Source organism: Campylobacter concisus, from assembly GCF_015679985.1.
Taxonomy (GTDB): Bacteria; Campylobacterota; Campylobacteria; order Campylobacterales; family Campylobacteraceae; genus Campylobacter_A; species Campylobacter_A concisus_AC.
Map to the genome: position 1 here is coordinate 411,854 of NZ_CP049239.1, position 23,801 is coordinate 435,654.

28 protein-coding genes are annotated in these 23,801 nt (G+C 35.4%); 24 read left to right on the forward strand and 4 right to left on the reverse strand.

The genetic code is table 11. From position 1 onward, the window contains the following. Window positions 1-33 precede the first annotated feature (33 nt). From G5B98_RS02080 to G5B98_RS02095, 4 genes are read right to left on the reverse strand one after another with little or no spacing between them, the layout of a single operon-like run. Window positions 34-1,140, reverse strand: coding sequence for a glycosyltransferase (locus tag G5B98_RS02080; RefSeq protein ID WP_196087042.1), 1,107 nt, complete (start codon window positions 1,138-1,140; stop codon window positions 34-36). Further along, the gene (locus G5B98_RS02085) at window positions 1,137-2,411 is read right to left on the reverse strand and encodes a hypothetical protein (RefSeq protein WP_196087043.1); all 1,275 of its coding nucleotides are present in this window, start codon (window positions 2,409-2,411) and stop codon (window positions 1,137-1,139) included. The genes G5B98_RS02080 and G5B98_RS02085 overlap by 4 nt, the downstream gene beginning before the upstream one ends. Next, window positions 2,395-3,519: a glycosyltransferase gene (locus G5B98_RS02090; RefSeq protein WP_196087044.1), complete on the reverse strand. Its 1,125-nt coding sequence runs from the start codon at window positions 3,517-3,519 to the stop codon at window positions 2,395-2,397. Before G5B98_RS02090 ends, G5B98_RS02085 begins: the two co-directional genes overlap by 17 nt. Continuing rightward, on the reverse strand, window positions 3,516-4,598 hold the full coding sequence (locus G5B98_RS02095) for a glycosyltransferase family 4 protein (protein ID WP_196087045.1): 1,083 nt from the start codon (window positions 4,596-4,598) through the stop codon (window positions 3,516-3,518). The genes G5B98_RS02090 and G5B98_RS02095 overlap by 4 nt, the downstream gene beginning before the upstream one ends. Before the next feature lie 151 nt (window positions 4,599-4,749). On the opposite strand from G5B98_RS02095, the gene obgE reads away from it, so the two are divergent. The 24 genes from obgE (at window position 4,750) to G5B98_RS02215 (ending at window position 23,691) form a co-directional block, all read left to right on the forward strand. Then, window positions 4,750-5,808 (forward strand): GTPase ObgE, encoded by a 1,059-nt coding sequence (gene obgE, locus G5B98_RS02100; RefSeq protein WP_196087046.1) that lies wholly within the window; start codon window positions 4,750-4,752, stop codon window positions 5,806-5,808. Window positions 5,809-5,854: 46 nt separating this feature from the next. Further along, window positions 5,855-6,190, forward strand: coding sequence for a hypothetical protein (locus tag G5B98_RS02105; RefSeq protein ID WP_196087047.1), 336 nt, complete (start codon window positions 5,855-5,857; stop codon window positions 6,188-6,190). Window positions 6,191-6,206: 16 nt separating this feature from the next. Beyond that, a complete protein-coding gene (fmt, locus tag G5B98_RS02110; RefSeq protein WP_196087048.1) occupies window positions 6,207-7,112 on the forward strand; it encodes a methionyl-tRNA formyltransferase in 906 nt (301 codons plus the stop codon). 16 nt (window positions 7,113-7,128) lie between these two features. After that, window positions 7,129-7,917, forward strand: coding sequence for a bifunctional hydroxymethylpyrimidine kinase/phosphomethylpyrimidine kinase (thiD, locus tag G5B98_RS02115; RefSeq protein ID WP_196087049.1), 789 nt, complete (start codon window positions 7,129-7,131; stop codon window positions 7,915-7,917). A 1-nt stretch (window position 7,918) separates the two neighbouring features. After that, window positions 7,919-8,554 (forward strand): biotin--[acetyl-CoA-carboxylase] ligase, encoded by a 636-nt coding sequence (locus G5B98_RS02120; protein ID WP_196087050.1) that lies wholly within the window; start codon window positions 7,919-7,921, stop codon window positions 8,552-8,554. After that, window positions 8,551-9,333 carry a ParA family protein gene (locus G5B98_RS02125; RefSeq protein WP_103580395.1) on the forward strand — a complete coding sequence of 261 codons (783 nt, stop codon included), beginning with the start codon at window positions 8,551-8,553 and terminating at the stop codon, window positions 9,331-9,333. The genes G5B98_RS02120 and G5B98_RS02125 overlap by 4 nt, the downstream gene beginning before the upstream one ends. Window positions 9,334-9,348: 15 nt before the next feature. Beyond that, window positions 9,349-10,209, forward strand: a complete 861-nt coding sequence (locus G5B98_RS02130) for a ParB/RepB/Spo0J family partition protein (protein WP_103618922.1) — start codon at window positions 9,349-9,351, stop codon at window positions 10,207-10,209. A gap of 95 nt (window positions 10,210-10,304) precedes the next feature. Then, window positions 10,305-10,727 carry a FoF1 ATP synthase subunit B' gene (locus G5B98_RS02135; RefSeq protein ID WP_021091014.1) on the forward strand — a complete coding sequence of 141 codons (423 nt, stop codon included), beginning with the start codon at window positions 10,305-10,307 and terminating at the stop codon, window positions 10,725-10,727. Window positions 10,728-10,736: 9 nt separating this feature from the next. Then, window positions 10,737-11,249, forward strand: coding sequence for a F0F1 ATP synthase subunit B (locus tag G5B98_RS02140; RefSeq protein WP_084108819.1), 513 nt, complete (start codon window positions 10,737-10,739; stop codon window positions 11,247-11,249). Further along, window positions 11,249-11,779 carry a F0F1 ATP synthase subunit delta gene (locus G5B98_RS02145; protein ID WP_196087051.1) on the forward strand — a complete coding sequence of 177 codons (531 nt, stop codon included), beginning with the start codon at window positions 11,249-11,251 and terminating at the stop codon, window positions 11,777-11,779. Before G5B98_RS02140 ends, G5B98_RS02145 begins: the two co-directional genes overlap by 1 nt. A 14-nt stretch (window positions 11,780-11,793) precedes the next feature. Continuing rightward, on the forward strand, window positions 11,794-13,311 hold the full coding sequence (atpA, locus tag G5B98_RS02150) for a F0F1 ATP synthase subunit alpha (RefSeq protein ID WP_107686703.1): 1,518 nt from the start codon (window positions 11,794-11,796) through the stop codon (window positions 13,309-13,311). Window positions 13,312-13,320: 9 nt separating this feature from the next. After that, window positions 13,321-14,208 carry an ATP synthase F1 subunit gamma gene (atpG, locus tag G5B98_RS02155; protein WP_196087052.1) on the forward strand — a complete coding sequence of 296 codons (888 nt, stop codon included), beginning with the start codon at window positions 13,321-13,323 and terminating at the stop codon, window positions 14,206-14,208. 11 nt (window positions 14,209-14,219) lie between these two features. After that, window positions 14,220-15,617 carry a F0F1 ATP synthase subunit beta gene (gene atpD / locus G5B98_RS02160; RefSeq protein ID WP_002939420.1) on the forward strand — a complete coding sequence of 466 codons (1,398 nt, stop codon included), beginning with the start codon at window positions 14,220-14,222 and terminating at the stop codon, window positions 15,615-15,617. Between the two features lie 18 nt (window positions 15,618-15,635). After that, entirely contained in the window at window positions 15,636-16,025 is a 390-nt protein-coding gene (gene atpC, locus G5B98_RS02165; RefSeq protein WP_021090667.1) for an ATP synthase F1 subunit epsilon, read from the forward strand. Beyond that, window positions 16,026-16,610, forward strand: a complete 585-nt coding sequence (locus G5B98_RS02170) for a MotA/TolQ/ExbB proton channel family protein (RefSeq protein WP_051288435.1) — start codon at window positions 16,026-16,028, stop codon at window positions 16,608-16,610. Further along, window positions 16,611-17,009 carry a biopolymer transporter ExbD gene (locus G5B98_RS02175; RefSeq protein ID WP_085657715.1) on the forward strand — a complete coding sequence of 133 codons (399 nt, stop codon included), beginning with the start codon at window positions 16,611-16,613 and terminating at the stop codon, window positions 17,007-17,009. Window position 17,010: 1 nt separating this feature from the next. Continuing rightward, window positions 17,011-17,958 (forward strand): TonB C-terminal domain-containing protein, encoded by a 948-nt coding sequence (locus G5B98_RS02180; RefSeq protein ID WP_196087053.1) that lies wholly within the window; start codon window positions 17,011-17,013, stop codon window positions 17,956-17,958. Window positions 17,959-17,982: 24 nt separating this feature from the next. After that, window positions 17,983-19,239, forward strand: a complete 1,257-nt coding sequence (gene tolB / locus G5B98_RS02185; protein ID WP_196087054.1) for a Tol-Pal system protein TolB — start codon at window positions 17,983-17,985, stop codon at window positions 19,237-19,239. Between the two features lie 64 nt (window positions 19,240-19,303). Further along, complete coding sequence (locus G5B98_RS02190; protein WP_021090913.1) at window positions 19,304-19,810, forward strand: OmpA family protein; 507 nt, start codon at window positions 19,304-19,306, stop codon at window positions 19,808-19,810. A gap of 17 nt (window positions 19,811-19,827) precedes the next feature. Next, window positions 19,828-20,670, forward strand: a complete 843-nt coding sequence (locus G5B98_RS02195; protein WP_196087055.1) for a tetratricopeptide repeat protein — start codon at window positions 19,828-19,830, stop codon at window positions 20,668-20,670. A gap of 56 nt (window positions 20,671-20,726) precedes the next feature. Further along, complete coding sequence (locus G5B98_RS02200; RefSeq protein WP_223155480.1) at window positions 20,727-21,317, forward strand: FKBP-type peptidyl-prolyl cis-trans isomerase; 591 nt, start codon at window positions 20,727-20,729, stop codon at window positions 21,315-21,317. A gap of 9 nt (window positions 21,318-21,326) precedes the next feature. After that, a complete protein-coding gene (gene fabD / locus G5B98_RS02205; RefSeq protein WP_196087056.1) occupies window positions 21,327-22,256 on the forward strand; it encodes an ACP S-malonyltransferase in 930 nt (309 codons plus the stop codon). Beyond that, on the forward strand, window positions 22,253-22,936 hold the full coding sequence (locus tag G5B98_RS02210; protein ID WP_103559657.1) for a 5'-methylthioadenosine/adenosylhomocysteine nucleosidase: 684 nt from the start codon (window positions 22,253-22,255) through the stop codon (window positions 22,934-22,936). Before fabD ends, G5B98_RS02210 begins: the two co-directional genes overlap by 4 nt. Next, entirely contained in the window at window positions 22,933-23,691 is a 759-nt protein-coding gene (locus tag G5B98_RS02215; protein WP_196087057.1) for a tRNA 2-thiocytidine biosynthesis TtcA family protein, read from the forward strand. The genes G5B98_RS02210 and G5B98_RS02215 overlap by 4 nt, the downstream gene beginning before the upstream one ends. The last annotated feature ends 110 nt before the right edge of the window (window positions 23,692-23,801 follow it).

Consider the following 23,801-nt stretch of genomic DNA (forward strand, 5'->3'; position numbering starts at 1 on the left):
AAGCCCCTTTTTCTTTTAAATCCACTCAAAAATTTAATTTATCTTTTCTAATTCTTTGATTATTTTTCTAGCTCTATTTTTCCAAGTATTTTCACTTATGCTTTCATAAGCATTTTTTGAAATTTTATTTAGCTCATCATTACTTAATGTCTTTATATAGTTAAATTTTTCTTCTAAACTTTTTTCATCTCCTGCTTCGTACAAGAAACCATTTTCGCCATCTTTTACTATTTCAGCAACTGGCGGAAAATTTGGAGCTAAGACAACGTTTGAGTTTGCCATATACTCAAAAAGCTTTAGTGGAGTACTATAAAGAGAATAAGCACTTTTTACACTAGGTATTATCAAAATTGTATTGTTTTCAATGAGGCTTTTTACAACCTCATTTTGAGGCAACACCCCTTCAAAGCATACTAGATCTTCGATCTTTCTTTCTTTAAGAGTATTTTTTAAATTTATAAAACTATTTCCACTATTCTTACCATACAGCTCGAGTTTTATCCTAGTTTTTAAAGCAAAATCCAGCATCAAATCAAGGCCTTTCCATAACAAGAATGAGCCATAATAGTTTATACTTGAAAAATCAAAATCTTTCTTCTTAAAATCATAATCTTGTTTGCAGCCATTATAAACAACTGCCGAATTTGTTATTTGTAAGTCAAAAAATTTTCTAAGTTCATTTAATGTGCTGATATTGTGCGAAAAGATAAAATCAGCATTTTTTAGTATCTCTTTTTCCATATTATAAAGTGCTTTGTTGCCCAAGGTAAAGCACTCATGCGCTTCAAATACAACCTTTTGATTTGATATTTTATTTTCTAGTAAAAATTTAGCTATCTTTAAATGTCTTGTGTAAAATATTGCATCTTTATTTGAGTTATTATTTATTATTTTTTTTAGAAAAAAGTTAAAGATTTTATTACTTTTTAAAAATAAAATTTTTTTTCTTACAAACAATATGTCATTAGCTTTTAACTTTAAAGCAAATTTCTCATTTACCTCATTTAAATTTAAAGGAGTCTGTGGTAAGACTAACTTAGCATCATAGATATTACTAATCTCAAAAAATGTATTTAGAATTGCTATCTCTCTTGCATTACCTTGCGGAATTTGTTCTGGATATATGTAAAATAGTTTCATAAATCACTCCTTGTCTTTGCACAAAACACTATAAAAAGACCAAGCATTACATAAAGATGAGTAAAGTATATGGTCTCAAATAGTCCCCTAAATATATAAGTGCAAAGTATGCTTCCAAATATTGCTATATAAAATTTGTTGTTTGACAAATACCTTTTAAAGGCAACAAAAAGCATATAAAAAACAAGCGCAACAAAAAAAGCAGTACCTACTACACCGTAATGATAATACTGACCAATAAATACTGGCTCGTCATGATGTGGGTACTTGGTTCCGTCAGCACCTATACCAGTTGGACCAAGGTCGTCATTGTTAATATTTTTATCATTTAAAAATTTAGTATATTGCTTACCACCAAAACCTATGCCTATATAAGCTCTATCAGAGCTAAAAAGAAGCGGTAATCTTTTTGTTAAAATATCTACTCTACCAGAAGTATAAAATCCTTGCGCAACTTTTAACTGCAAAAGCGTGGAGTTATAGTAGACGCAAGCAGAGGCAGCAAGTAAAATTAAGCAAATTATTATAAATTTTTTATTAAAAAGATCAATTTTTTCTTTCTTAGATGTTAAAATCAACATTGCTACTAAGCTCAAAGCAAGTGCAAGCCATGAGCCTCTTGCTCCTGTAAGCAAAATAAAAATTAAGCCAATGATGATATTAAAAATAGTAATAAAAAATTTATAAAAATTACTTTTTATATAAAATAGTGATATCAAAGAAAAAATGAATAAATTATCAAAAAAACTCGAATAAAATCTATCGATAGGTTGAATCAATTGATTTTTTGTATTTCTTAAATTTAAAAGCGTTCCTTCTTCTATTCCTTTTATAAAAAAATGTAAATTGTCTAAACTTAAAGCTATAACCATGGCAAAAAACAACCATTTTGAATTTTTATAACTACCATCATGCCAAAGAAAAATAACAAAAATAAATACAAAAGCTCGTTTAAATTCACCAAATGCTGAAAAAAATGCATTCTGGGTAGTGTCATAAGGAAAAATTGATATTCCAAAAACATATAAATTTAGTAAAATAAAAAGCAGCAATATAGTTTTATTATTCTTTATATTATTTTTTATATTTTCTAATGTATTTTTAGTGTTAATAATAAAAAGAATCATAGTTGAAAATAGAGCCAAATATATACCTAAATTCTTCACAGCAGTAATATGTTCGTTATATTGACCTATCAAAAAAAGAGATAAAAAAAATAAAATAGCTCTTTTTAAAAATATTATTAATTTTGGCTTATTTTGAATTATCATTTAAAACTTCTTTATAAATTGTTTGTACATCATTAGTAATTTTATCCCAGGAAAAATTCTCTTCACAAATTTTTCTAGCATTTGTAATAATTTTTAATTTGTCCGAATCCTTTAAATTTAAAATATACTCCTTTATATTTTTAGCAAAATTCTCAAACTCAAAAAGCTTACAATTTTCACCATCCAGCATATACTCTTTACTACCACCACCTGCTCTTGCTATAACAAAACTCTCACAGCTCATGGCCTCTATGCCAACCATGCAAAACGACTCTTTGTCATTTAAAGGGATGATTGTAAAGTCAAAGTCATTATATGCGGCGTGAACTTTATCTGGTGAGATATTGTCAAGAAATTCTATATTGTTTAGATTGTATTCTTTTATCTTTTTAACAAGACTTTTGTAGTATTCATAATTATCTTTTCTTTTAATTATTTCACCTATTATTTTAAAATTGTACTCAGATAAATTTTTAAATTCTCTTGCTAGTTCAATCATGTATTCAACATTTTTTTGGCTAACTATTCTTCCCACAAAACCAATAATAATTTTTTTATCTTTTTTAAAATTTATTTTTTTAAATTTATCTATATCTACACCATTTTTTATAACTTTATAAATTTTTGCATTTGGTAGACCTTCAAAATTCTTCATAAGAAAATCACTACAAGTTATAACGGCATCAAGCTTATCAAAATTTTTATTTTTAAAATCATAAAAATTATGCAGGTGAAGGATCACTTTTATATCTTTATTCCAAGTTTTTATCTTTTTTGCTAACTTCTCTACACCATTATGATAGTTTTGAAAATGCACAATATCAGGATTTATTTTTTTTATCTCATTGAAAACTCTATCATTATAAGAGTAGACGTCCCATCCTAATATTTTTTGAAAAATTCTTTTATAAATTTTTGAAAGGCGAATCCTATGATGATAAACACCATCCCTATATTCTTTTAAAGGTAAAAACTCATCATCTATGCAAATAGTGTGAGGTTCATAAAACCAGAGCCTCTTTGCTACTTCATTTGTCCAAGTCTGAACAGCAGCACCCTTGAGTGGGGGTATGGCATAAAAATTACTTACATAAGCTACTTTTTTCATAATTCAACCAGTTCCTGTGCAAATTTTGACCACTCGTACATGTCTTTTATGCTCTCTCTTGGTCTTAAATTTTCTATATTTTCTAGCGTTAAATTTATCTTTTCTATCATGTCGCTTTCATCAGAAATTTTAAATTTATACCCATTTACTCCATCTTTTATTATTTCTTTCATGCCACCATTTATGCTAACTACACAAGGTTTATTGGCAGACAAGGCTTCAATTACGGTTATGCCAAAAGCCTCATGACCAATGCTTGGCTGTAGATAGATGTCGCAGGCGTTATAATACTGATTTAACTCATCATGCCTGATAGCACCGATAAAAATAACCTTTTGGCTTACATTAAGTTTGGTTGCTAGCTCTCTTAGACTTTGTAAATTTTCACCATCGCCAACAAGCATAAATTTAGCGTTTTTGATCTTATCTATATTTTTCACCATCATGCCAAAGCCTTTCCAGCCAACTACTCTACCAACGCTTCCTATCAAAATTTCATCACTCTTTACGTCAAATTTTTCTCTTATTTTTTCTTTTAGTGATGCATCTGGATAAAACTTCTCTTTATCTACACCGTTATAAACCACTTTTATCTCTCTGTCATATCTTTTTCGTAAAATGTCTGCATTTGCGTCACTCACACTAATGATCTTATCAATAAATTTAACAAAAAAGCGATCAAAAAAATAAAAATCCTCTCCACCACTTACAAATATAGTCTTTAAATTTTTATCATGTTTTTTAAGTAGGTATGCTACAAAAAAATCAAATGGTTTATGCACAACTAAAATATCAAATTTCTCAGACTCTAAAAATTTTCTAGCATTAAAATAAAAACTAACTCTCTCAACAAATTTCCTAAATCTATTGCCTAGTTTTAAAACCTTCTCTCTTGGATAAAAGTCAAACATTTTTAGATCAATATTGCTTTCTTTTAAAAAGGCTGGTACAAATTTACCTTGTCCAGTACAAATAGTGACTTTATGGTCTTGCACAAGCTCTTTAGCCACAGAATAATAAAAAGTCTCAACACCACCTATTTTTAATGCAGTTGTTACATTGTAAAGCAGAATTTGCAAAATTTTATTCCTTGAATTGGTTTTGGACTAATTCTATCATAAAAGCAGCTTTCACATTGATGAGATTTATTAAAAAACAAATTTTAATTATTTAAAAGATATAATCCAGCCCAAATTTAAAAATAAAAAATAGATAAATTTAAGGTAAAAAATGTTTATAGATAGTGCAAAATTGACTCTAAGTTCGGGGCATGGTGGAGCTGGAGCTGTGAGTTTTCGCCGTGAAAAACACGTCATTTTAGGTGGTCCTGATGGCGGAGATGGCGGAGATGGCGGAGATGTTTATTTTGTTTGTGACAACAATACCCATACTTTAGCAAACTATAAGGGTAAAAGAGCCATGAAGGCTGGCAATGGTGAAGCTGGCATGGGCAAGCGAATGACTGGCAAAAAGGGCGAAAATTTAGAACTCATAGTCCCTCCTGGCACAGCTGTTTATGACGCACAGACAAATGAACTACTCTGTGATATAGTTAGTGAGGGTCAAAAGACGCTATTTTTAAAGGGCGGTAAAGGCGGACTCGGAAATTTTCACTTTAAAAGCTCTATCAACCAAGCTCCAGAATACGCACAAAAAGGTATGCCTGAAGAGAGTATTGAAGTAAGGCTTGAACTAAAGCTCATTGCTGACGTGGGCCTTGTTGGCTTTCCAAATGTTGGTAAATCAACTCTTATTTCAACAGTATCAAACGCCAAACCACAGATAGCAAACTACGAATTTACAACGCTTACGCCAAAGCTTGGCCTTGTTGAGGTCGATGAGTTTAGTGGCTTTGTCATGGCTGACATCCCTGGTATCATCGAGGGAGCGAGCGATGGACGCGGTTTAGGCGTTAAATTTCTAAAACATATCGAGCGAAATAAAATTTTACTTTTTATGATAGACGGAGCAAATTATAGAGGTATGAGCGAGCAGTTTAGTGTGTTAAAAGAGGAGGTCGCTAAATTTTCAAGCGTGCTTGCTAGCAGGGACTATGCTATCGCTATCACCAGAGTCGATGCGGCAGAAAATTTAGATGAAAATATAAAAGAATTTATGAAATTTTTAAAGCTAAAACCAGAGCAAAATGGTAAATTTATCTACAAACAAGATTTACTCAGCTTTGATTATTCAAAGCCATATTTCATTTTGCCGATCTCATCAGCGACAAATGAGAACATTGACGAGCTTAAATTTGCACTGCTTGAGCTGCTAAAAAAGGAACTTTGAGTTGCGACCTTTTGGCACTTTGAACTTAGAAATTTGAGAGTGTAAAATGAAGAAATTTTTTTGCATTATGCTATTTTACTTTAGCGCATATAGCTGTGATCCAGCGGATCCGGCATATATGTTTTTGGATTACAATGACATAGATCGTGACGGCATGCTAAATTTAGATGAGTGGACGGCTTGCAAGGTGCCACCAGGACTAAAAATAGCACCAGATCTATGCACTAGTGAGGAATTTAAGAGGCTGGATCTTGATCGTAGTGGCAAAGTTAGCATTAATGAGCTAGGAAGTTTGATATTTCAAAAGATTGACTGGCAAGAAGATCCATGCGCCTCTTGGCCACCAAGCAGCAAAAACGCAGATCAAAATAAAAGTCGTTGAAATTTAAAGGAAAGTGATGAATGTAGTTTTTATGGGGACGCCTGATTATGCTGTTAGGATACTCAGGCACCTAAAAGAAGCTGGCTTTAATATAAAAGCGGTCTTTACCCAGCCTGATAAGCCAGTTGGCAGAAAGCAAATTTTAACCCCAAGTGAGGTAAAAATTTACGCGCAAAACGAGCTAGCAGGCGTGCCTGTCCTTACTCCAAAGACACTAAAAGATGAGGCAGTTATTGCCGAACTAAAGGCATTTGAGCCTAAATTTATCGTGGTAGCAGCTTATGGCAAAATTTTGCCCCAAAGTGTTTTGGACGTGGCAACTTGTATAAATTTGCACGCTTCAATCTTGCCAAAATATAGAGGTGCGAGCCCTATACAAAGCGCGATCCTATCAGGAGAGAAACAAACTGGCGTCACAGCTATGCTAATGGACGCTGGCCTTGACACTGGTGATATGCTGGACTTCATCTACACACCTTGTGAGAGCAAGATGTCAAGCGAGCTTTTTAGCGAGCTAGGCGAGCTTGGCGGCGAGCTAATCGTAAAAGTGCTTAAGAATTTTGAAAATTTAAAACCACAAAAGCAAGACGACGCGCAGGCTACGCACTGTAAAAAGATAAGTAAAATCGACGGGCTTTTTAGCTTTGATGAAGAGGCGGGGCAAATTTATAATAAATTTCGTGCGCTCACACCTTGGCCAGGGATTTATCTAGCAAGTGGACTAAAAATTTTATCACTTGAACTAAGCGACAAAAGTGGCAAAAGCGGAGAAATTTTAAGCGTAGAGAAGGACCACGTCGTTGTTGCTTGCAAGGGTGGGGCGGTCAAAATTTACGAGCTTCAAGAGCCAAGCAAAAAGCCAACAAACGCAAAAGCATATATAAATGGTAAGCGCCTTAGCGTTGGCGATGAGTTAAAATAAATTTAAAGGAGCGGTTATGAAAAATGCACTAAGTATAGCAGGGGTTGATCCAAGCGGTGGAGCCGGAGTTTTAGCTGATATAAAGGTCTTTATAGCGCACGGCGTATATGCGATGGGAGCGATCACAGCGGTCACTGCTCAAAATACAAAGGGCATCTTTGGCATGCAGTTAGTTGAGCCAAAGCTCATCGAGGATCAGATCAAAGCGATATTTGATGATATAAGAGTTGATGTGATAAAAATAGGCGTTGTTCCAAGCGTTGAGATCATCAAAAGCGTCGCAAAAACGCTAAGAGAGATCAAAAATTTACCGCCAGTCGTGCTTGACCCTGTTATGAGCTGTAAAAATGGTGACATCTGGCTAGAGGGCGCTGCAAAAGACGCGATCGTGGAGGAGCTTTTTCCGCTTGCGAGCGTGATCACGCCAAATATCTTTGAAGCACGCGAAATTTTAAAGCGTGAGCTAAAGGGCGAGAGCGAGCTAAAAGAGGCTTGCAAGGAGCTTTTGAAATTTGGTACAAAAAGCGTCTATCTAAAATGTGGCGAACTTAATGGCAAGTCGCTTGATGTATTTTATGATGGCAGTGAATATGAAATTTTTAGCGACGAGCGCATAAAAACGACTGCTACTCACGGCTCAGGCTGCTCGCTATCAAGCGCTATAGCTTCAAATTTAGCAAATAGACATAGTCTAAAAGAGAGCGTGAAAAACGCGCATGATTATATTTTTAACGCTATCAAAAACGCGGTCATCATCGGCGGTGGACAAAATCCGGTAAATCACTTCTATAAATTTAAGGTGTGATTTGAAAGTAGAGTTTTTTCAAAGTCTGCCTTCGACACAGGAATTTTTGATAGACGCCCTAAAAAACGGCGAGATAAAGCCCCAGCATATGGTCGTGGCGTATAATCAAACCAAAGGGGTCGGCAGCCGTGGCAACAGCTGGGAGGGGCTTGGCGGAAATTTGTTTATGTCATTTTGCATAAGCGAAGATGAGCTGCCAAGCGATATACCTCCGCCCTCGATCTCGATATATTTTTCTATGCTGATGCGTGAAGTCTTGAGCGAGCTTGGCTCAAAGTGTTGGCTAAAATGGCCAAATGATTTTTACGTGGATGATCGCAAAATAGGTGGCACTTTGACAAATAAAGTGGATGAAATTTACATTTGCGGTATGGGGATAAATTTAACGAGTGCGCCTGAAAATTCGGGCATTTTAGATATCAAAACTAGCGTAGATGAGCTAGTTTGGGGCTTTGTTAGCATGCTTGATAAAAAGATTTTATGGAAGCCAATTTTTAGCAAATTTAGGATAGACTTTTGCAAGTCAAAAAGTTTTATTACGCATATTGCAAATAGAGCTGTTTCGCTTCAGGATGCTGAAATTTGCGATGATGGAGCAATCTTACTAAATGGGGAAAAGGTATATTCTTTAAGATGAGCGAGATAATAACAATAGCTAATCAAAAAGGCGGCGTTGGCAAGACCACAACAGCCGTAAATTTAGCCGCATCACTGGCGGTTGCTGAGAAAAAAGTATTATTGATAGACATCGATCCACAGGCAAATGCGACAACCGGACTTGGCTTTAGTAGAAGTGACTATGAGTTTAATATCTATCACGTATTAACAGATAGAAAAAAGCTATCGCAAATCGTGTTAAAAACTGAGATCCCAACACTTTTTTTAGCTCCATCAAACATCGGACTTGTCGGCATCGAGCAAGAATTTAATGATCAAAATAAGGACTATAAACTAATCCTTAAAAATAAAATTTCAGAAGTTGTAAACGACTATGATTTTATCATCATCGATAGTCCTCCAGCACTTGGTAGCATTACGATAAATGCTCTTAGTGCAAGTGATAGTGTTATCATCCCGATTCAATGTGAATTTTACGCACTTGAGGGCTTAGCACAGATCCTAAACACTGTAAAGATCATCAAAAAAACGATAAATCCAAAGTTAAATATAAAGGGCTTTTTGCCAACTATGTTTAGCTCGCAAAACAATCTCTCAAAAGAGACAATTGCAAATTTAAAGCAGCATTTTGAAAATAAGCTCTTTAAAAGTAAGGACAGCAAGGATGAATTTGTGGTCGTTCCAAGAAATGTGAAACTTGCTGAAAGCCCAAGTTTTGGTAAGCCGGTCATACTTTATGATATAAAATCACCAGGCTCAATTGCATATCAAAATTTGGCATATTGTATTTTAAACTAAAAATTAAGGAAAAAAATGGCGAAAAAAGGTGGATTAGGGCGAGGACTTAGCGCGATACTTGAAGATGTAGAGCAAGCCTACAGTAAAGAGATCGCAAATTTAAATGACTCTGAGATAGTCGAAGAGATAAATATAGATGAAATTTTGCCAAACCCATACCAGCCAAGAACACATTTTGACGAAGAGGCTTTAAAAGAGCTAAGTGCCAGCATCAAAAGGCACGGACTGATCCAGCCAATAATTGTCATTAAAAAAGATGATGGCTATATGCTAATAGCCGGTGAGCGAAGATACCGCGCCACAAAGATGCTCGGAGCAAACAAGATAAAGGCGATCATCGCTGATATCAAGTCTCAAAATTTAAGAGAGCTTGCGCTTATCGAAAATATTCAACGTGAAAATTTAAATCCAATCGAACTTGCAAAGTCGTATAAAGAGCTCATAAATGAGTATAAGATCACACAAGATGGCCTAGCAAACATCATCCATAAGAGTAGAACTCAGATAACAAATACTATGAGGCTTTTACTTCTTAGCGACTACACGCAAAAACTTCTACAAGAAGATAAGCTAACGCAAGGTCACGCTAAAGTTATAGTAGGACTTAGTACTGAAGAAGAAAAGATGGTTGTTGATACGATCATCGGTCAAAAGCTAAGCGTTAGAGACACAGAAATTTTAGTAAAAAAGATAAAAAATAAGGAAGAGATAAAAGACAAAAAGCCAAAAATTTCTGAGGAAATGAGTAAAAAACTATCAAATTTACAAGAAGTTTTTAAAAATTTAAAGATAAAAGCAAAAGTAAAATCTAGCAATCTAGTTTTAGAATTTAATAATATTTCACAGGTGGAAGAATTTATGGCTAGGCTAAAATAGAATTACAAATTTATTTTTATTTTTAGTAATTTATTGTAAAATCAGACTTTAATTTGAATATTAAATAAAACTTAATGATAAAATAAGGAGAGTGGATGTTAGAAATAGATGTGCCATTGATGCTTTTAACGGCTGTCGTTTTCTTGGTATTGATCGCTATTTTGAATTCCTTGCTTTATAAGCCAATGCTCAAATTCATAGATGACAGAAATGCCTCTATAAAAAATGATGAAGAGAGTACTAGTAAAAATGCAAGTGATCTAAGTGTTCATGAAAAAGAGATTGAAGAGATTATATTAAACGCAAGGACTGAGGCCAATAAAATAAGGCAAGAAGCCTTAAATTTGGCAAAAGAAGAGTCTTTAAAAGAAGTAAATGCTGTAAAAACTAGTTTAGAGGCTGATTACAATGAATTTTTAAATGCTCTAAGCTCCCAGAAAGATAACTTAAAAGCAGATCTATCAGCTAAACTACCTGAACTTAGAGCGGCTTTAAATGCCAAGCTCTCTAAAATTTAAAGGAATTTTATGAAGATAAAAATTTTATTTTTTCTAGCACTTCCATTTTTAGCATACGCTAGCGAGCATGGTGGAACAAACTACGACATAGTCGAGAGAACGCTAAACTTCTTACTTTTCTTTGCTATTTTGGTATATTTTGCAGCTAAGCCACTAAAAGCTCTTTATCAAAGCAGAATTGACAGGATCGCAAATAAGCTTGAAAGTATCCAAGAGAAGCTACGCGATTCTAAAGCCAAAAAAGATGATGCTCTAAAACGTGTTGAGGAAGCTAAACAAAATGCAAATTCCCTAATTGAAACTGCTAAAAAAGAGGCTTTAAATTTAGCTGCTAAGGTTAAAAGCGACGCTCAAAATGATATAGCAAATCTTCAAAAGAGCTATAAAGAGCAAAAAGAATTTGAAGAGCGCAAGATGACAAAAGGCGTTGTAAATGAAATTTTGAGCGACATTTTCTCAAGCGATAGCCTAAAAGTCGATCAAAAAGAGCTTGTAAATATTATACTTAAAAAGGTTAGCTAATGAATGAAGTAGTAGCTAAAAAATACGTAAAAGCGATCTTAAGCGATGTAAAATCCAATGAACTTAATGCATTTGTTGAAAATTTATCAGAGCTAGCTGCTGCTTTTGCTAGCAATAAATTTAAAAGCATTATAAGTTTGCCTACTTTAAAGGCTTCACAAAAGGTTAATTTTGTACTATCTTTGGTTAAAAGTCAAGATGTCAAATTTGCAAATTTTATTAAGCTTCTTGGCGCAAATAAAAGACTGGAGCTTATCCCAGCGATCTTAAACGAGATGAAGATAGAGCAATCTTTGCTTGAAAATACATATCGTGGCGAGGTTATTGGAAATTTTGACCTAAGCGCTGAGCAGCTGAAAGCTTTGGAAGAGAATTTCTCTAAGAAATTTGACTCTAAGATCAAGCTTAATGGCTCAAAGAGCGAATACAACGGTGTAAAAGTTGAGTTAGATGATTTAGGTGTTGAGGTAAATTTCTCTATCGACAGACTAAAAAGTCAAATGAGTGAATATATATTAAAAGCAATTTAAAAAGGAGTGAAAGCGTGAGTGCAAAAATTAAAGCTGACGAAATTAGCACGATAATCAAAGAGCGTATTGAAAATTTTGATTTAAGTGTTGATGTAGAAGAGACCGGTAAAGTCATCTCAGTCGCTGATGGCGTTGCTAACGTTTATGGTTTGAAAAACGTTATGGCTGGTGAGATGGTTGAGTTTGAAAGCGGCGAAAAAGGTATGGCTCTTAACCTTGAAGAGAGTAGTGTTGGTATAGTTATCCTTGGAAAAACTAGCGGTATCACAGAAGGAAGCTCTGTAAAAAGGCTTAAAAAACTTCTACGCGTTCCAGTTGGTGACGCATTAATTGGTCGTGTTGTAAATTCACTAGGTGAGCCAATCGACGCAAAAGGCCCAATTGACGCTACTGAATCTCGCTTTGTCGAAGAAAAAGCAAAAGGTATCATGGCAAGAAAAAGCGTTCATGAGCCACTTCAAACAGGTATCAAAGCTATCGACGCACTTGTGCCAATCGGTAGAGGTCAAAGAGAACTAATAATTGGCGACCGCCAAACTGGTAAAACAACAGTTGCTATCGATACTATCATCAACCAAAAAGGTCAAGATGTTATTTGTATCTATGTAGCTATCGGTCAAAAACAATCAACCGTTGCTCAAGTCGTTAAAAAGCTTGAAGAGTATGGAGCTATGGACTATACGATAGTTGTAAACGCTGGCGCTAGTGATGCAGCTGCTCTTCAATACCTTGCTCCTTATGCTGGTGTAACAATGGGTGAATACTTTAGAGATAACTCTCGCCACGCGTTAATCATCTATGATGACTTGTCAAAACACGCGGTTGCTTACCGCGAGATGTCTTTGATCTTAAGAAGACCACCAGGCCGTGAAGCTTACCCAGGCGACGTTTTTTACCTTCACTCAAGACTTCTTGAAAGAGCAAGTAAACTAAATGACGCATTAGGTGCTGGATCTTTAACAGCTCTACCTATAATCGAAACTCAAGCAGGCGATGTTTCAGCTTATATCCCAACAAACGTTATTTCTATTACAGATGGTCAAATTTTCCTTGAGAGTGACCTATTTAACTCAGGTATCCGCCCAGCGATCAACGTTGGTCTTTCTGTTTCTCGTGTCGGTGGTGCAGCTCAAATAAAAGCTATTAAACAAGTTTCTGGTACACTAAGACTAGACCTTGCTCAATACCGTGAACTACAAGCGTTTGCTCAATTTGCAAGCGATCTTGACGAGAGCTCAAGAAAACAACTAGAGCGCGGTCAAAAGATGGTTGAAGTACTAAAGCAACCTCCATATTCTCCACTTCCAGTCGAGAATCAAGTAGTTATTATATTTGCTGGCGCTAAGGGTTATTTGGATGATGTTGCAACTACAAATGTAACAAAATTTGAAGCCGAGTTATATCCATATATTGAGGCGAAATACCCTGAAATTTTTGAGCAAATCAGAACTAAAAAGGTTCTTGATAAAGAAGTAGAAGAAATTTTACATAAAGCGTTGAAAGATTTTAAAGCGACTTTTGCCGCTAACTAGGGCTAAGATATGTCAAATTTAAAAGATATAAAACGAAAGATCAAGAGCGTCCAGAACACTCAAAAGACGACGCATGCGATGAAGCTTGTCTCAACAGCAAAGCTTCGCAAAGCCGAAGAGGCTGCTCGCTACTCTAGAGTTTACGCTCTTAAGATCAATGAGGTTTTATCAGAGATAGCTTATAAGATCAATCAATATGCTTCAGTTATAACTGAGAGTAAATTTTTTAACACAACAAAGAGTGTAGAAAAGGTTGATATTATATTTGTTACCGCTGATAAAGGGCTTTGCGGTGGCTTTAATGTCCAAACTATAAAGACAGTTAGGCGCATGATTGATGAGCTAAAAGCCAAAAAGATCAAGGTCAGACTAAGAGCTGTTGGTAAAAAAGGTATAGAATTTTTCAATTTTCAAGGCGTTGAGCTACTTGAAACTTACGTCGGAGCTAGCTCTTCTCCTACATATGAAAAAGCTCAAAAAATCATAAAAGATGCCATCGATGACTTTACAAATGGCATAACTGATAAAGTCGTGCTAATACACAATGGTTATAAAAATATGATTTCTCAAGAGATTAGGGTAAATGATATTGTGCCTATTGAGCCGTCTAAGATAGTTGCTGTTGAGACAAATTCTTTGATGGAATTTGAACCAGAAGACAATTATACTAAGATCATGGATGAATTGCTCAATAAATATTTTGAGTATAGTATGTATTATGCTTTAGTTGACTCTTTGGCGGCTGAGCACAGTGCTAGAATGCAAGCTATGGATAATGCAACAAACAATGCTAAACAACGCGTTAAACAGTTAAATCTTGCTTACAATAAAGCAAGACAAGAGTCTATTACCACTGAGCTTATCGAGATCATCAGTGGTGTTGAATCAATGAAATAAAAGGAGTATGAATGAAGGGTGTTATTAGTCAAGTTATGGGCCCTGTGGTCGATGTTGACTTTAATGACTACTTGCCAAAGATCAATGAAGCTATCGAAGTTTTCTTTGAGGTTGAGGGCAAGAAACATAAACTAATATTAGAAGTTGCTGCTCACCTAGGCGATAATAGAGTCAGAACGATCGCTATGGATATGAGTGAGGGCTTGACTCGTGGCTTAGAGGCTAAAGCACTTGGTGCACCTATTAGTGTGCCAGTTGGTGAAAAAGTTCTAGGTAGAATTTTTAACGTAGTTGGTGATTTGATCGACGAGGGCGAGGGTATAAATTTTGATAAGCATTGGTCTATCCACCGCGATCCTCCTCCATTTGAAGAGCAAAGTACGAAAAGTGAAATTTTTGAAACTGGTATCAAGGTAGTTGACCTTCTAGCTCCTTACGCAAAGGGTGGTAAAGTAGGCCTATTTGGTGGTGCTGGAGTTGGTAAAACGGTTATTATTATGGAGCTTATCCACAACGTTGCGTTTAAACACAGCGGTTACTCTGTATTTGCAGGCGTTGGTGAGAGAACTCGTGAAGGAAACGACCTTTATCATGAAATGAAAGAAAGTAATGTTTTGGATAAAGTTGCCTTGTGCTATGGTCAAATGAATGAGCCACCAGGAGCAAGAAACCGTATCGCACTAACTGGTCTTACAATGGCTGAGTACTTCCGTGATGAGATGGGACTTGACGTTTTGATGTTTATCGATAACATCTTCCGTTTCTCTCAATCAGGTGCAGAAATGTCAGCTCTACTTGGACGTATCCCATCAGCTGTTGGTTATCAGCCAACTCTTGCAAGTGAGATGGGTAAATTCCAAGAGAGAATCACATCAACTAAAAAAGGTTCAATCACATCTGTTCAAGCTGTTTACGTTCCTGCGGACGACCTTACGGATCCAGCTCCTGCTACTGTTTTTGCTCACCTTGATGCTACGACAGTTCTTAACAGATCGATCGCAGAGAAAGGTATCTATCCAGCTGTTGATCCGCTTGATTCTACTTCAAGAATGCTCGATCCTCAAATTTTAGGAGCAGATCACTATAAGGTAGCTCGCGGCGTTCAAGCTGTTCTCCAAAAATATAAAGATCTTCAAGATATCATCGCTATCCTTGGTATGGACGAGCTTAGCGAAGAAGATAAGTTAACAGTTGATAGAGCAAGAAAGATCGAGAGATTTTTATCTCAGCCATTCTTTGTTGCTGAAGTATTTACAGGTAGCCCTGGTAAATATGTAAGTCTTGACGAAAATATAGCTGGCTTTAAGGGAATTTTAGAGGGTAAATATGATCACTTACCAGAAGCAGCATTTTATATGGTTGGAAATATAGATGAGGCTTTAGCTAAAGCTGAGAAACTTAAGGCTTAAATTTAAAAAGGAAGCGTAATGGATAAATTACATTTAGAGATCGTAACTCCTCAAGGTCAGATATTTAATGATGACGTGAGCAGTGTAGTGCTTCCAGGTAGCGAGGGTGAGTTTGGTGTTTTACCAAACCATGCCTCATTAATATCTCTTTTAAAAGCAGGTATTATAGATATAGAACATAAAAATAAAAAACATGATGTTGTTGCGATTAACTGGGGCTATGCAAAGATTGACGAAGGTAAGGTAGTAATACTTGCTGACGGTGCGGTTTACGTCTCTGGTGATAGTGAAAGCGAGCTTGCAAATTCATTGGAAGCTGCTAGAAATTTGATAGAGAGCATGAGTAGTGATACAAATGCTTTTGCAGCAACTATATCTAAAATGGAAAATGTAGTGAGAACTAGATAAGTGGGCGGTATAGATTTATTTTTAAATTACATTCAAAGAAGCAGTTTTATTACAATTATTGTTTTAACTTGGCTGTCAATATATTTTATAGTTAGTTTCACAATTCTTTTTTCAAGAATGGCTGGTATTGGAGCTTGGCAAAAACGTGAGCAAAATGCACTTGAAGCACTGCTTATGGGTGCTAAAAATATTCCAAATGATTCGTCTTTGAGAAAATGTGCAAATGGAAGAATCTCAAGAGAAAAGCTAAATGTATGTATAAGCATAGCCGAGAAAAATGCTACAAGTGGGCTGACATGGCTAAGCGTAATAGCATCTACTTCGCCTTTTATCGGTCTTTTTGGAACCGTTGTTTCTATTTTAGAGACATTTTCACAACTTGGAAATGGTGGAGGTTCATCACTTGGTATTATCGCTCCAGCTATTTCAGAAGCACTTGTTGCAACTGGTTGTGGAATTTTTGTTGCGATCCCAGCATATACATTTAACTTACTCATAAAAAGAAAAGCTTATGAATTAATGAGTGTTATTGAGCGTCAGGCTGATGTAATGATAGCACTTAAAAAAGATGATGAGATACTATAAATGGCTGCTAAATTTACCGATGAGACACCAGAGCTAAATATAACTCCTCTTGTTGATATTATGCTTGTTTTACTAGCCATTTTAATGGTTACTATGCCAACCATAACATATCAAGAGGATATTACTCTTCCGGATGGTTCAAAGGCAAAAACTTCAACATCTAAGCAAAAAGACCTTATAGTATCTATAAATTCGCAAGGACAAGTTAGAGTTGATCAGAGTACTATGAGCCTTGCTGAGTTTCCTGATAATATCGCATTAATGAGTACAAAATACGATAAAACCTCGCCTATCTATATAAAAGCTGATAAAAATTTAAAATACGATGATGTTATGTTTGTATTAAAGACTTTGAAAGGTGCTGGTTTTAATAAAGTAGCTTTAGAGACAAACGGTTAAAATGTCAAATAAAGTTAAATTTCCAACGCTTAGTTCATTTCTTGTAGCATCTTGTATTTACGTTATTATTATACTTGTTTTGTTTATAAAGCTTACTTTTTTTGCAGAACCTCCTAAAAAATATACCGATGATAAAGATGCTATTATGGATGTGGTTATGGTTGATAGAGAAGTCGATCAAACCATTAAAGCTCCAAAACAAGCAGATGAAGTAGTTAAAGAGACAAAGCCTGAACCAAAAAAGGAGTCAGAAGAAGATAAGCAAGAGACTACAAATAAGCCTGTTATACCAGATGAGCCATTGCCTACCCCAAGCTTACCAATTCCTCCAAAAGAGGAACCAAAACCTGAGCCTAAAAAACCAGAACCAAAACCAGAAATTTTAAAACCAAGTGAAGAGCCTAAAGAAGATGTTAAGCCAGAGCCAAAACCTGAGCCTAAACCTACGCCAAAGCCAGTTGAAAAGCCAAAACCAAAAGAGCCAAATATAAAAGATCTCTTTAGCGACATAGATTCGACTAAGCTTAAAAAAGATGATGGCATAAAAAAGGCTGAGAATAAAGTGCAAAGTCGCAAAAAAAGCGAGGCTTCTAGCTCAAAAGCTGCAAAAGAGGCTAGCGACATCATCAAGAGCCTAAAGATAGATCAAAACCCAACAGCTCCAAAGTCACAAATGACCGGCACTTATGATCCATTGATGGGAGCCATAACAAAGCAAATTCAAAGAAGATGGCAAAGCTATAAAGCTGACTCTGCAAATCTTGCCAAAGTAAAGGTTATGATAGATCAAAGTGGAAATTTTAGCTATGAAATTTTAGAGCTATCATATAATGAAGAGTTTAATGCAAAGGTTAGAGAGTGCCTGGAAAAGCTTACTGCAGAGAAATTTCCATTTAATCCAGACAAAAGTACTACTTTTAATTTAAATTTAGAAGATAAAATAAACTAAAATTTATAAATTTACGGAGTAGAGATGAAGAAAATTTTTCTTTTTTTTTGCGTTGCTCTAGGGCTTTATGCTGCTGATGCGACGATATCTGTTATAAACCAAGGTGTTGCTTTGCCAAAGATAGCTTTGCAAGATGCAACTACAGCTGTTAGTGATGCAGGCTTTAAAGATAAATTCTTTAAGATCATGCTAGGTGACTTGAAAGTTAGCTCAGACTTTGAGGTTATCGAAGATCACGTGCCTTCAACCTACGAGGGAACAGCAGCTACAAATACAATGAGCGACAAAGGTGTTGAGCTTATCTTTAGATATGCACTTGAAGGCTCTATGGGCTCGCCTCTTACTTTAAGAGTAAAACTGATAAACGCTAAAACAGCAACTACAAGATATGAGAAGGTTTATACTATGCCAGATGGCGCAAAGTATCCGTTTTTGGCGCATAAAAGTATAGTTGAGCTTACTAATGAACTAAATTTACCACCAGTTGGCTGGATGGAAAAATTTATTATTCTTTCAAAATATACTTCAGCTCGCCAAAGCTCTATCATAGTTGCTGATTATACACTTACATATCAAAAGACCATAGTAAGTGGCGGTCTAAACATTTTCCCAAAATGGGCTGGAGCCGATCAAAGTAAATTTTATTATACATCTTACATAAATAATAAGCCAACTTTATTTAGATATGATCTAAATTCTGGCACAAAAACAAAGATAATTGATAGCATTGGCATGCTTATAGCCTCAGATGTTAGTAAAGATGGAAGTAAAATTTTATTAACCATGGCACCAAAAGATCAGCCAGATATTTTTATCTATAATACAAATAGTAAAAGTTTGACGCAGATTACCAATTATCCAGGTATAGATGTAAATGGAAATTTTGTAGATAATGATAGTAAGATAGTTTTTGTATCAGATAGGCTTGGTTATCCCAACGTTTTTGCAACTCCTGCGATTTCTGGCGGAAGCGTTGAACAAATGGTATTTCATGGTAAAAATAATAACTCTGTAAGTACATTTGAAAATTATGTTGTTTATTCAAGCAGGGAAGCAAGCGGTAGTTTTAATATATATCTAATTTCAACTCAAACGGATTTTATACGCCAGCTTACAGCAAATGGCAAAAATAACTATCCAAGATTCTCAAGCGATGGGCAAAGTGTCGTCTTTATAAAAGAGCTTGGTGGTCAAAGTTCACTAGGGGTTGTTAGGCTAAATGAAAACAGAAGTTTTCAGTTTCCTTTAAAAGTAGGAAAAATTCAATCTATAGATTGGTAAGATTCTGATAAAATTTAAAATTTTTGTGATATAATTCGACCAAATTTCTAAAAAAGGATAAGGAATGAAAAAAGTAGTTCTAGCAAGTGTTGCAGTTGCAACTTTATTGTTGAGCGGTTGTAGCTCAAAAAACCCTGAAGTTGATATGAATTCAAATTCAAATCAATCTGCAGACAATTCAGGTAGCATGAGCGATGCTGATAGATTAGCAGCTCTTATTGCTAACATCGAGAGTCAAGTTAAAAGTGTATACTTTGACTTTGATAAATTTAATATCAAAGCTGATCAACAAGGCGTTGTTAGCTCAAATGCATCAGTATTTAACCAAGCTGACGCTCAAGCTCTTTCTATAAAAGTAGAAGGTAACTGCGATGAGTGGGGTACAGATGAGTATAACTATGCCCTTGGTTTAAAACGTGCTAAAAGCGCTAAAGATGCTCTTGTAAGAAATGGCGTTAGTGCTGATAGAATCGCTGTAGTTAGCTTTGGTGAAAGCAATCCAGTTTGCACAGATAAAACAAAAGCTTGCGATGCTCAAAATAGACGTGCAGATTTCAAAGTACTTCCATAATTTATAATTAAATAATAATGAACAAAAAATCAATTATAGTGGCTCTGATTGGAGCCACTATTTCTATTACCTCCGGCCAAGAGATTTCAGCTTTTGATGCAGGCAATATGGATAGTGCGAATCCATATGGTCTAACCGACAATGAAAAAGTTACCCTAAATAATAAGCGAAGTGTTCAAAATATTGAAGAGAATATGAATAGTGTTTTAGAACAACTTCAAGGTTTGCAAAGCTTGTTTGAGAGCATGAGTGCTAGAATGAATAAGCTTGAGCAAAGAATAAATGATATAGAGACGAAGGTAAATGGTGGCATAAGTGATTCTGGTGTAAGTTTGACATCATTGAAGGCTTATGTTGATGAAACTAGAGATATACAAGACAAAAACTACAAAAATATTACTGCTGCCTTAAATAAATTAGGTGCAATAATGGATAAAAATGCTGCCCAACCAAAGCAAAATGCAAATCCAAAACAACAAAGTAAGCCAACTTCAAATTTTAGTGGAAAAAGCGATAAAGATATTTTGGCTGATGGCATTAAACTTCTAAATTCTGGCAATAGTACAGAAGCAGCTGAATATTTTGAATATTTAAATAAAAAAGGCTATAAAACTGGTGCAACAAATTATTATTTAGGTGAAGTTGCTTACAGTCAAAAATCATACAGTACAGCTATACAATACTATAAAAAAAGCATACAGAACGAAGATAAGGCTGACTATACACTAAAACTTCTATATCACACAGCTATAAGCTTTGATAAGATAGGTGACACGCAAAGTGCAAATAGATTTTATAAGGCTTTAAAAGTCGGTTATCCAGATAGTAAAGAAGCCAAAGCCTCTCCCAATAGAAACTAAATTTTAATCTTTTTTAGATATAATCCCACATTAATCAAAAAACCAAATCTAAGGAGATTATTGTGAGTAAAGATCAAGTTATAACTATGTTTTACGAACTAAAAGATGCTAATACTGGTGAAATTTTAGAGTCAAACATGCAAGAAGGTGGCCAAATTTCGTTTATAACAGGGCATGGCCATATTATAGAAAAGCTTGAAGAAGAAGTAAGCAAATTAAAATCAGGCGAAAGAGCAACTATAAGCGTAAAGGCAGCAGAGGGTTGTGGTGAATATAATAACGAAGCCATTCAGTCGTTACCAAAAGAGCAATTTGCTGGTATAGATTTACATGAAGGAATGGAGCTTTTTGGTCAAAATGAGGATGGCTCAAGTGTTCGTGTCATTGTTAAAGAGATCAAAGATGACGAAGTAACAGTTGATTTTAATCACCCATATGCTGGTAAAGATTTACTATTTAATGTTGAAGTTTTAGAAGTTAGAGATGCGACAGAAGATGAAAAAGCAACAGGCATGGTAGCTGGGGCTCATACTTGCGGTTGCGGTGGTCACGATCATGAGCATGAACATGAGTGCTGCGGTGGTCATGGACACGGACACGAGGATGGCGGTTGCGGTTGCGGTGGACACGGACATCACCATCACTAAGAAGCTAAAATGAAAAAATTTGCTTTTGTTTTTGCGGGCCAAGGCTCGCAAAGTATTGGTATGGGAAAAGACTTTTACGAAAATTTTTCTACTGCTAAACTGCTTTTAAATGATGCTTGTAATGACACTGGCATTGATTACGAGGAGCTTTTATTTACACAAAACGATAAGTTAGATAAAACAGAATTTACTCAGCCAGCTATCGTTTTAAACTCACTAATGACTTATTTGGCTTTTTCAAATTTTATTAAAGAAAAACCAGAATTTAGTCTTGGACACTCACTTGGAGAATTTACCGCTCTTGCAGTTAGCGAAGCATTTAATTTTATTGATGCGATTAGGCTTGTAAATTTACGTGGTAAATTTATGCAAGAGGCTTGTGTTGGTAAAGATGCTGGTATGATGGTAGTCCTCGGACTTAGTGATGAAGTGGTTGAAGAAATTTGTAAAAAAGCAAGAGAAGAAGGTTTACAAATTTATGCTGCAAACTACAACTGCGATGGACAAATCGTTGTCGCTGGTGTAAGAGCTGATCTTGCTAGCTATGAAGCAAAATTTAAAGAAGCTGGCGCAAAAAGAGCAATGCTTTTAAATATGTCAGTAGCAAGTCATTGTCCGATACTTGAGCCAGCTAGTGTTAGACTGGCAAGCGAGCTTGAGAGTACTTTGGCTACCAAATTTTCTCCTGTTGTCTCAAATGTAAATGCTAAAATTTATACCGATAAAAGTGAAGCACTAGTCCTACTAAAAGAGCAGCTAATAAAACCAGTTTGCTATAAACAAAGCATTAAAAACTATGAAAACGATGTTGATTGTTTTATCGAGCTTGGTGCTGCGACGTTAAAGGGCATCAATAAAAAAATTACCGAAAAGCCAACTTATAGTATTACTGATATGGCAAGTCTTGAAGAAGTTGTGAAAATTTTGGAGGAGAGATGATAGCGATACTTGGAGCTATGCAAGAGGAGATAACGCCGATTCTTGAAATGGTTGGTGAATATAAAACTGTTCAATATGCAAATAATAAATTTTACTTAGCAAACTACAAAGGAAAAGAGCTAGTCATTGCCTATTCAAAGATAGGCAAGGTAAATGCAGCCATAACGGCAACTTTAATGATAGAAAAATTTAAGGCCTCAAAGTTGCTCTTTACCGGCGTAGCTGGCTCGCTTGATGAGAGTTTAAAAATAGGCGATATGCTTTATGCTACTAGCTTAGTGCAACATGATCTTGATATCACGGCTTTTGGCCATCCTTATGGCTATGTGCCAGGCACAAGTATATTTGTCAAAAGCGATGAAGGACTAAATGAACTGGCAAAAAAGATAGCTGATAAAAAAGATATGAGCTTAAGCGCTGGTATTATTGCGACCGGAGATCAGTTTATTTGCGATAATGAAAAGAAAGCTTGGATTAAAAAGATATTTAATGCGAGTGCTACCGAGATGGAAGGTGCTAGCGTTGCACTAGTTTGCGAAACACTTGGTGTGCCATTTTTTATACTAAGAGCTATCAGCGATGGAGCTGGTGATGCAGCAGAGTTTGACTTTGATAAATTTTTGCAAGATTCAGCAAATGTTAGTGCAAAATTTATACTTGAAATGGTAGAAAATTTATGATAGAGCTTAGTAAAAGGCTTCTTAGGCAAGTTGGTCAGACAAATGCCAGATACAAGATGATAGAGGGCGGAGATAAGATATTGCTTGGCCTTAGTGGCGGTAAAGATAGCCTCGCACTCGCTCACGTACTAAAGCATATTCAAAACGTCACACCTGAGAAATTTGAGTTTAAAGCAGTAACTCTAAGTTATGGCATGGGTGAGGACTATGCTTATCTTACGAAGCATTGCAATGAGCACGGAATAGAGCATGAAGTGATAGATAGCTCAATCTTTGAAATTTCAAAAGAGAAAATCCGTAAGAATTCCAGTTTTTGTAGTTTCTTTTCTCGTATGAGAAGAGGTTATCTTTATACTTACGCTTTAAAGCATGGTTTTAATAAACTCGCGATTGCTCATCATTTAGATGATGCAGCGGAGAGCTTTTTTATGAACTTTACCTATAATGGTGTACTAAGGACGCTTGCTCCAAAATATACTGCAAAAAATGGCATTACAGTTATTAGACCGTTTATCTTCGTTCGCGAGAGACAGCTTCGCGAAAATGCTATCAAAAACGAATTGAGAGTCATCGGTGACGAAGCATGCCCTGCAATGAGATTTGACGTGAAGATGCCGCATGCTAGATATGAAACCAAACAGCTTTTAGCGACTTTAGAAAAAGAAAATCCAAAACTTTTTACTTCGCTAAAAGCAGCATTTGAAAATATTCATACTGATACTTTTTTTGCTCTCAATAGCAGTAGTGAAGAGTAAAATTTTACTTGCTTTTTGGGACTAATCCCAAGAAGCAAGCTATAAATATTTCTATTTTAATTAGCTCGTATCAAAATAAATAAAAAATGTATGAATTGATAAAATTTTTG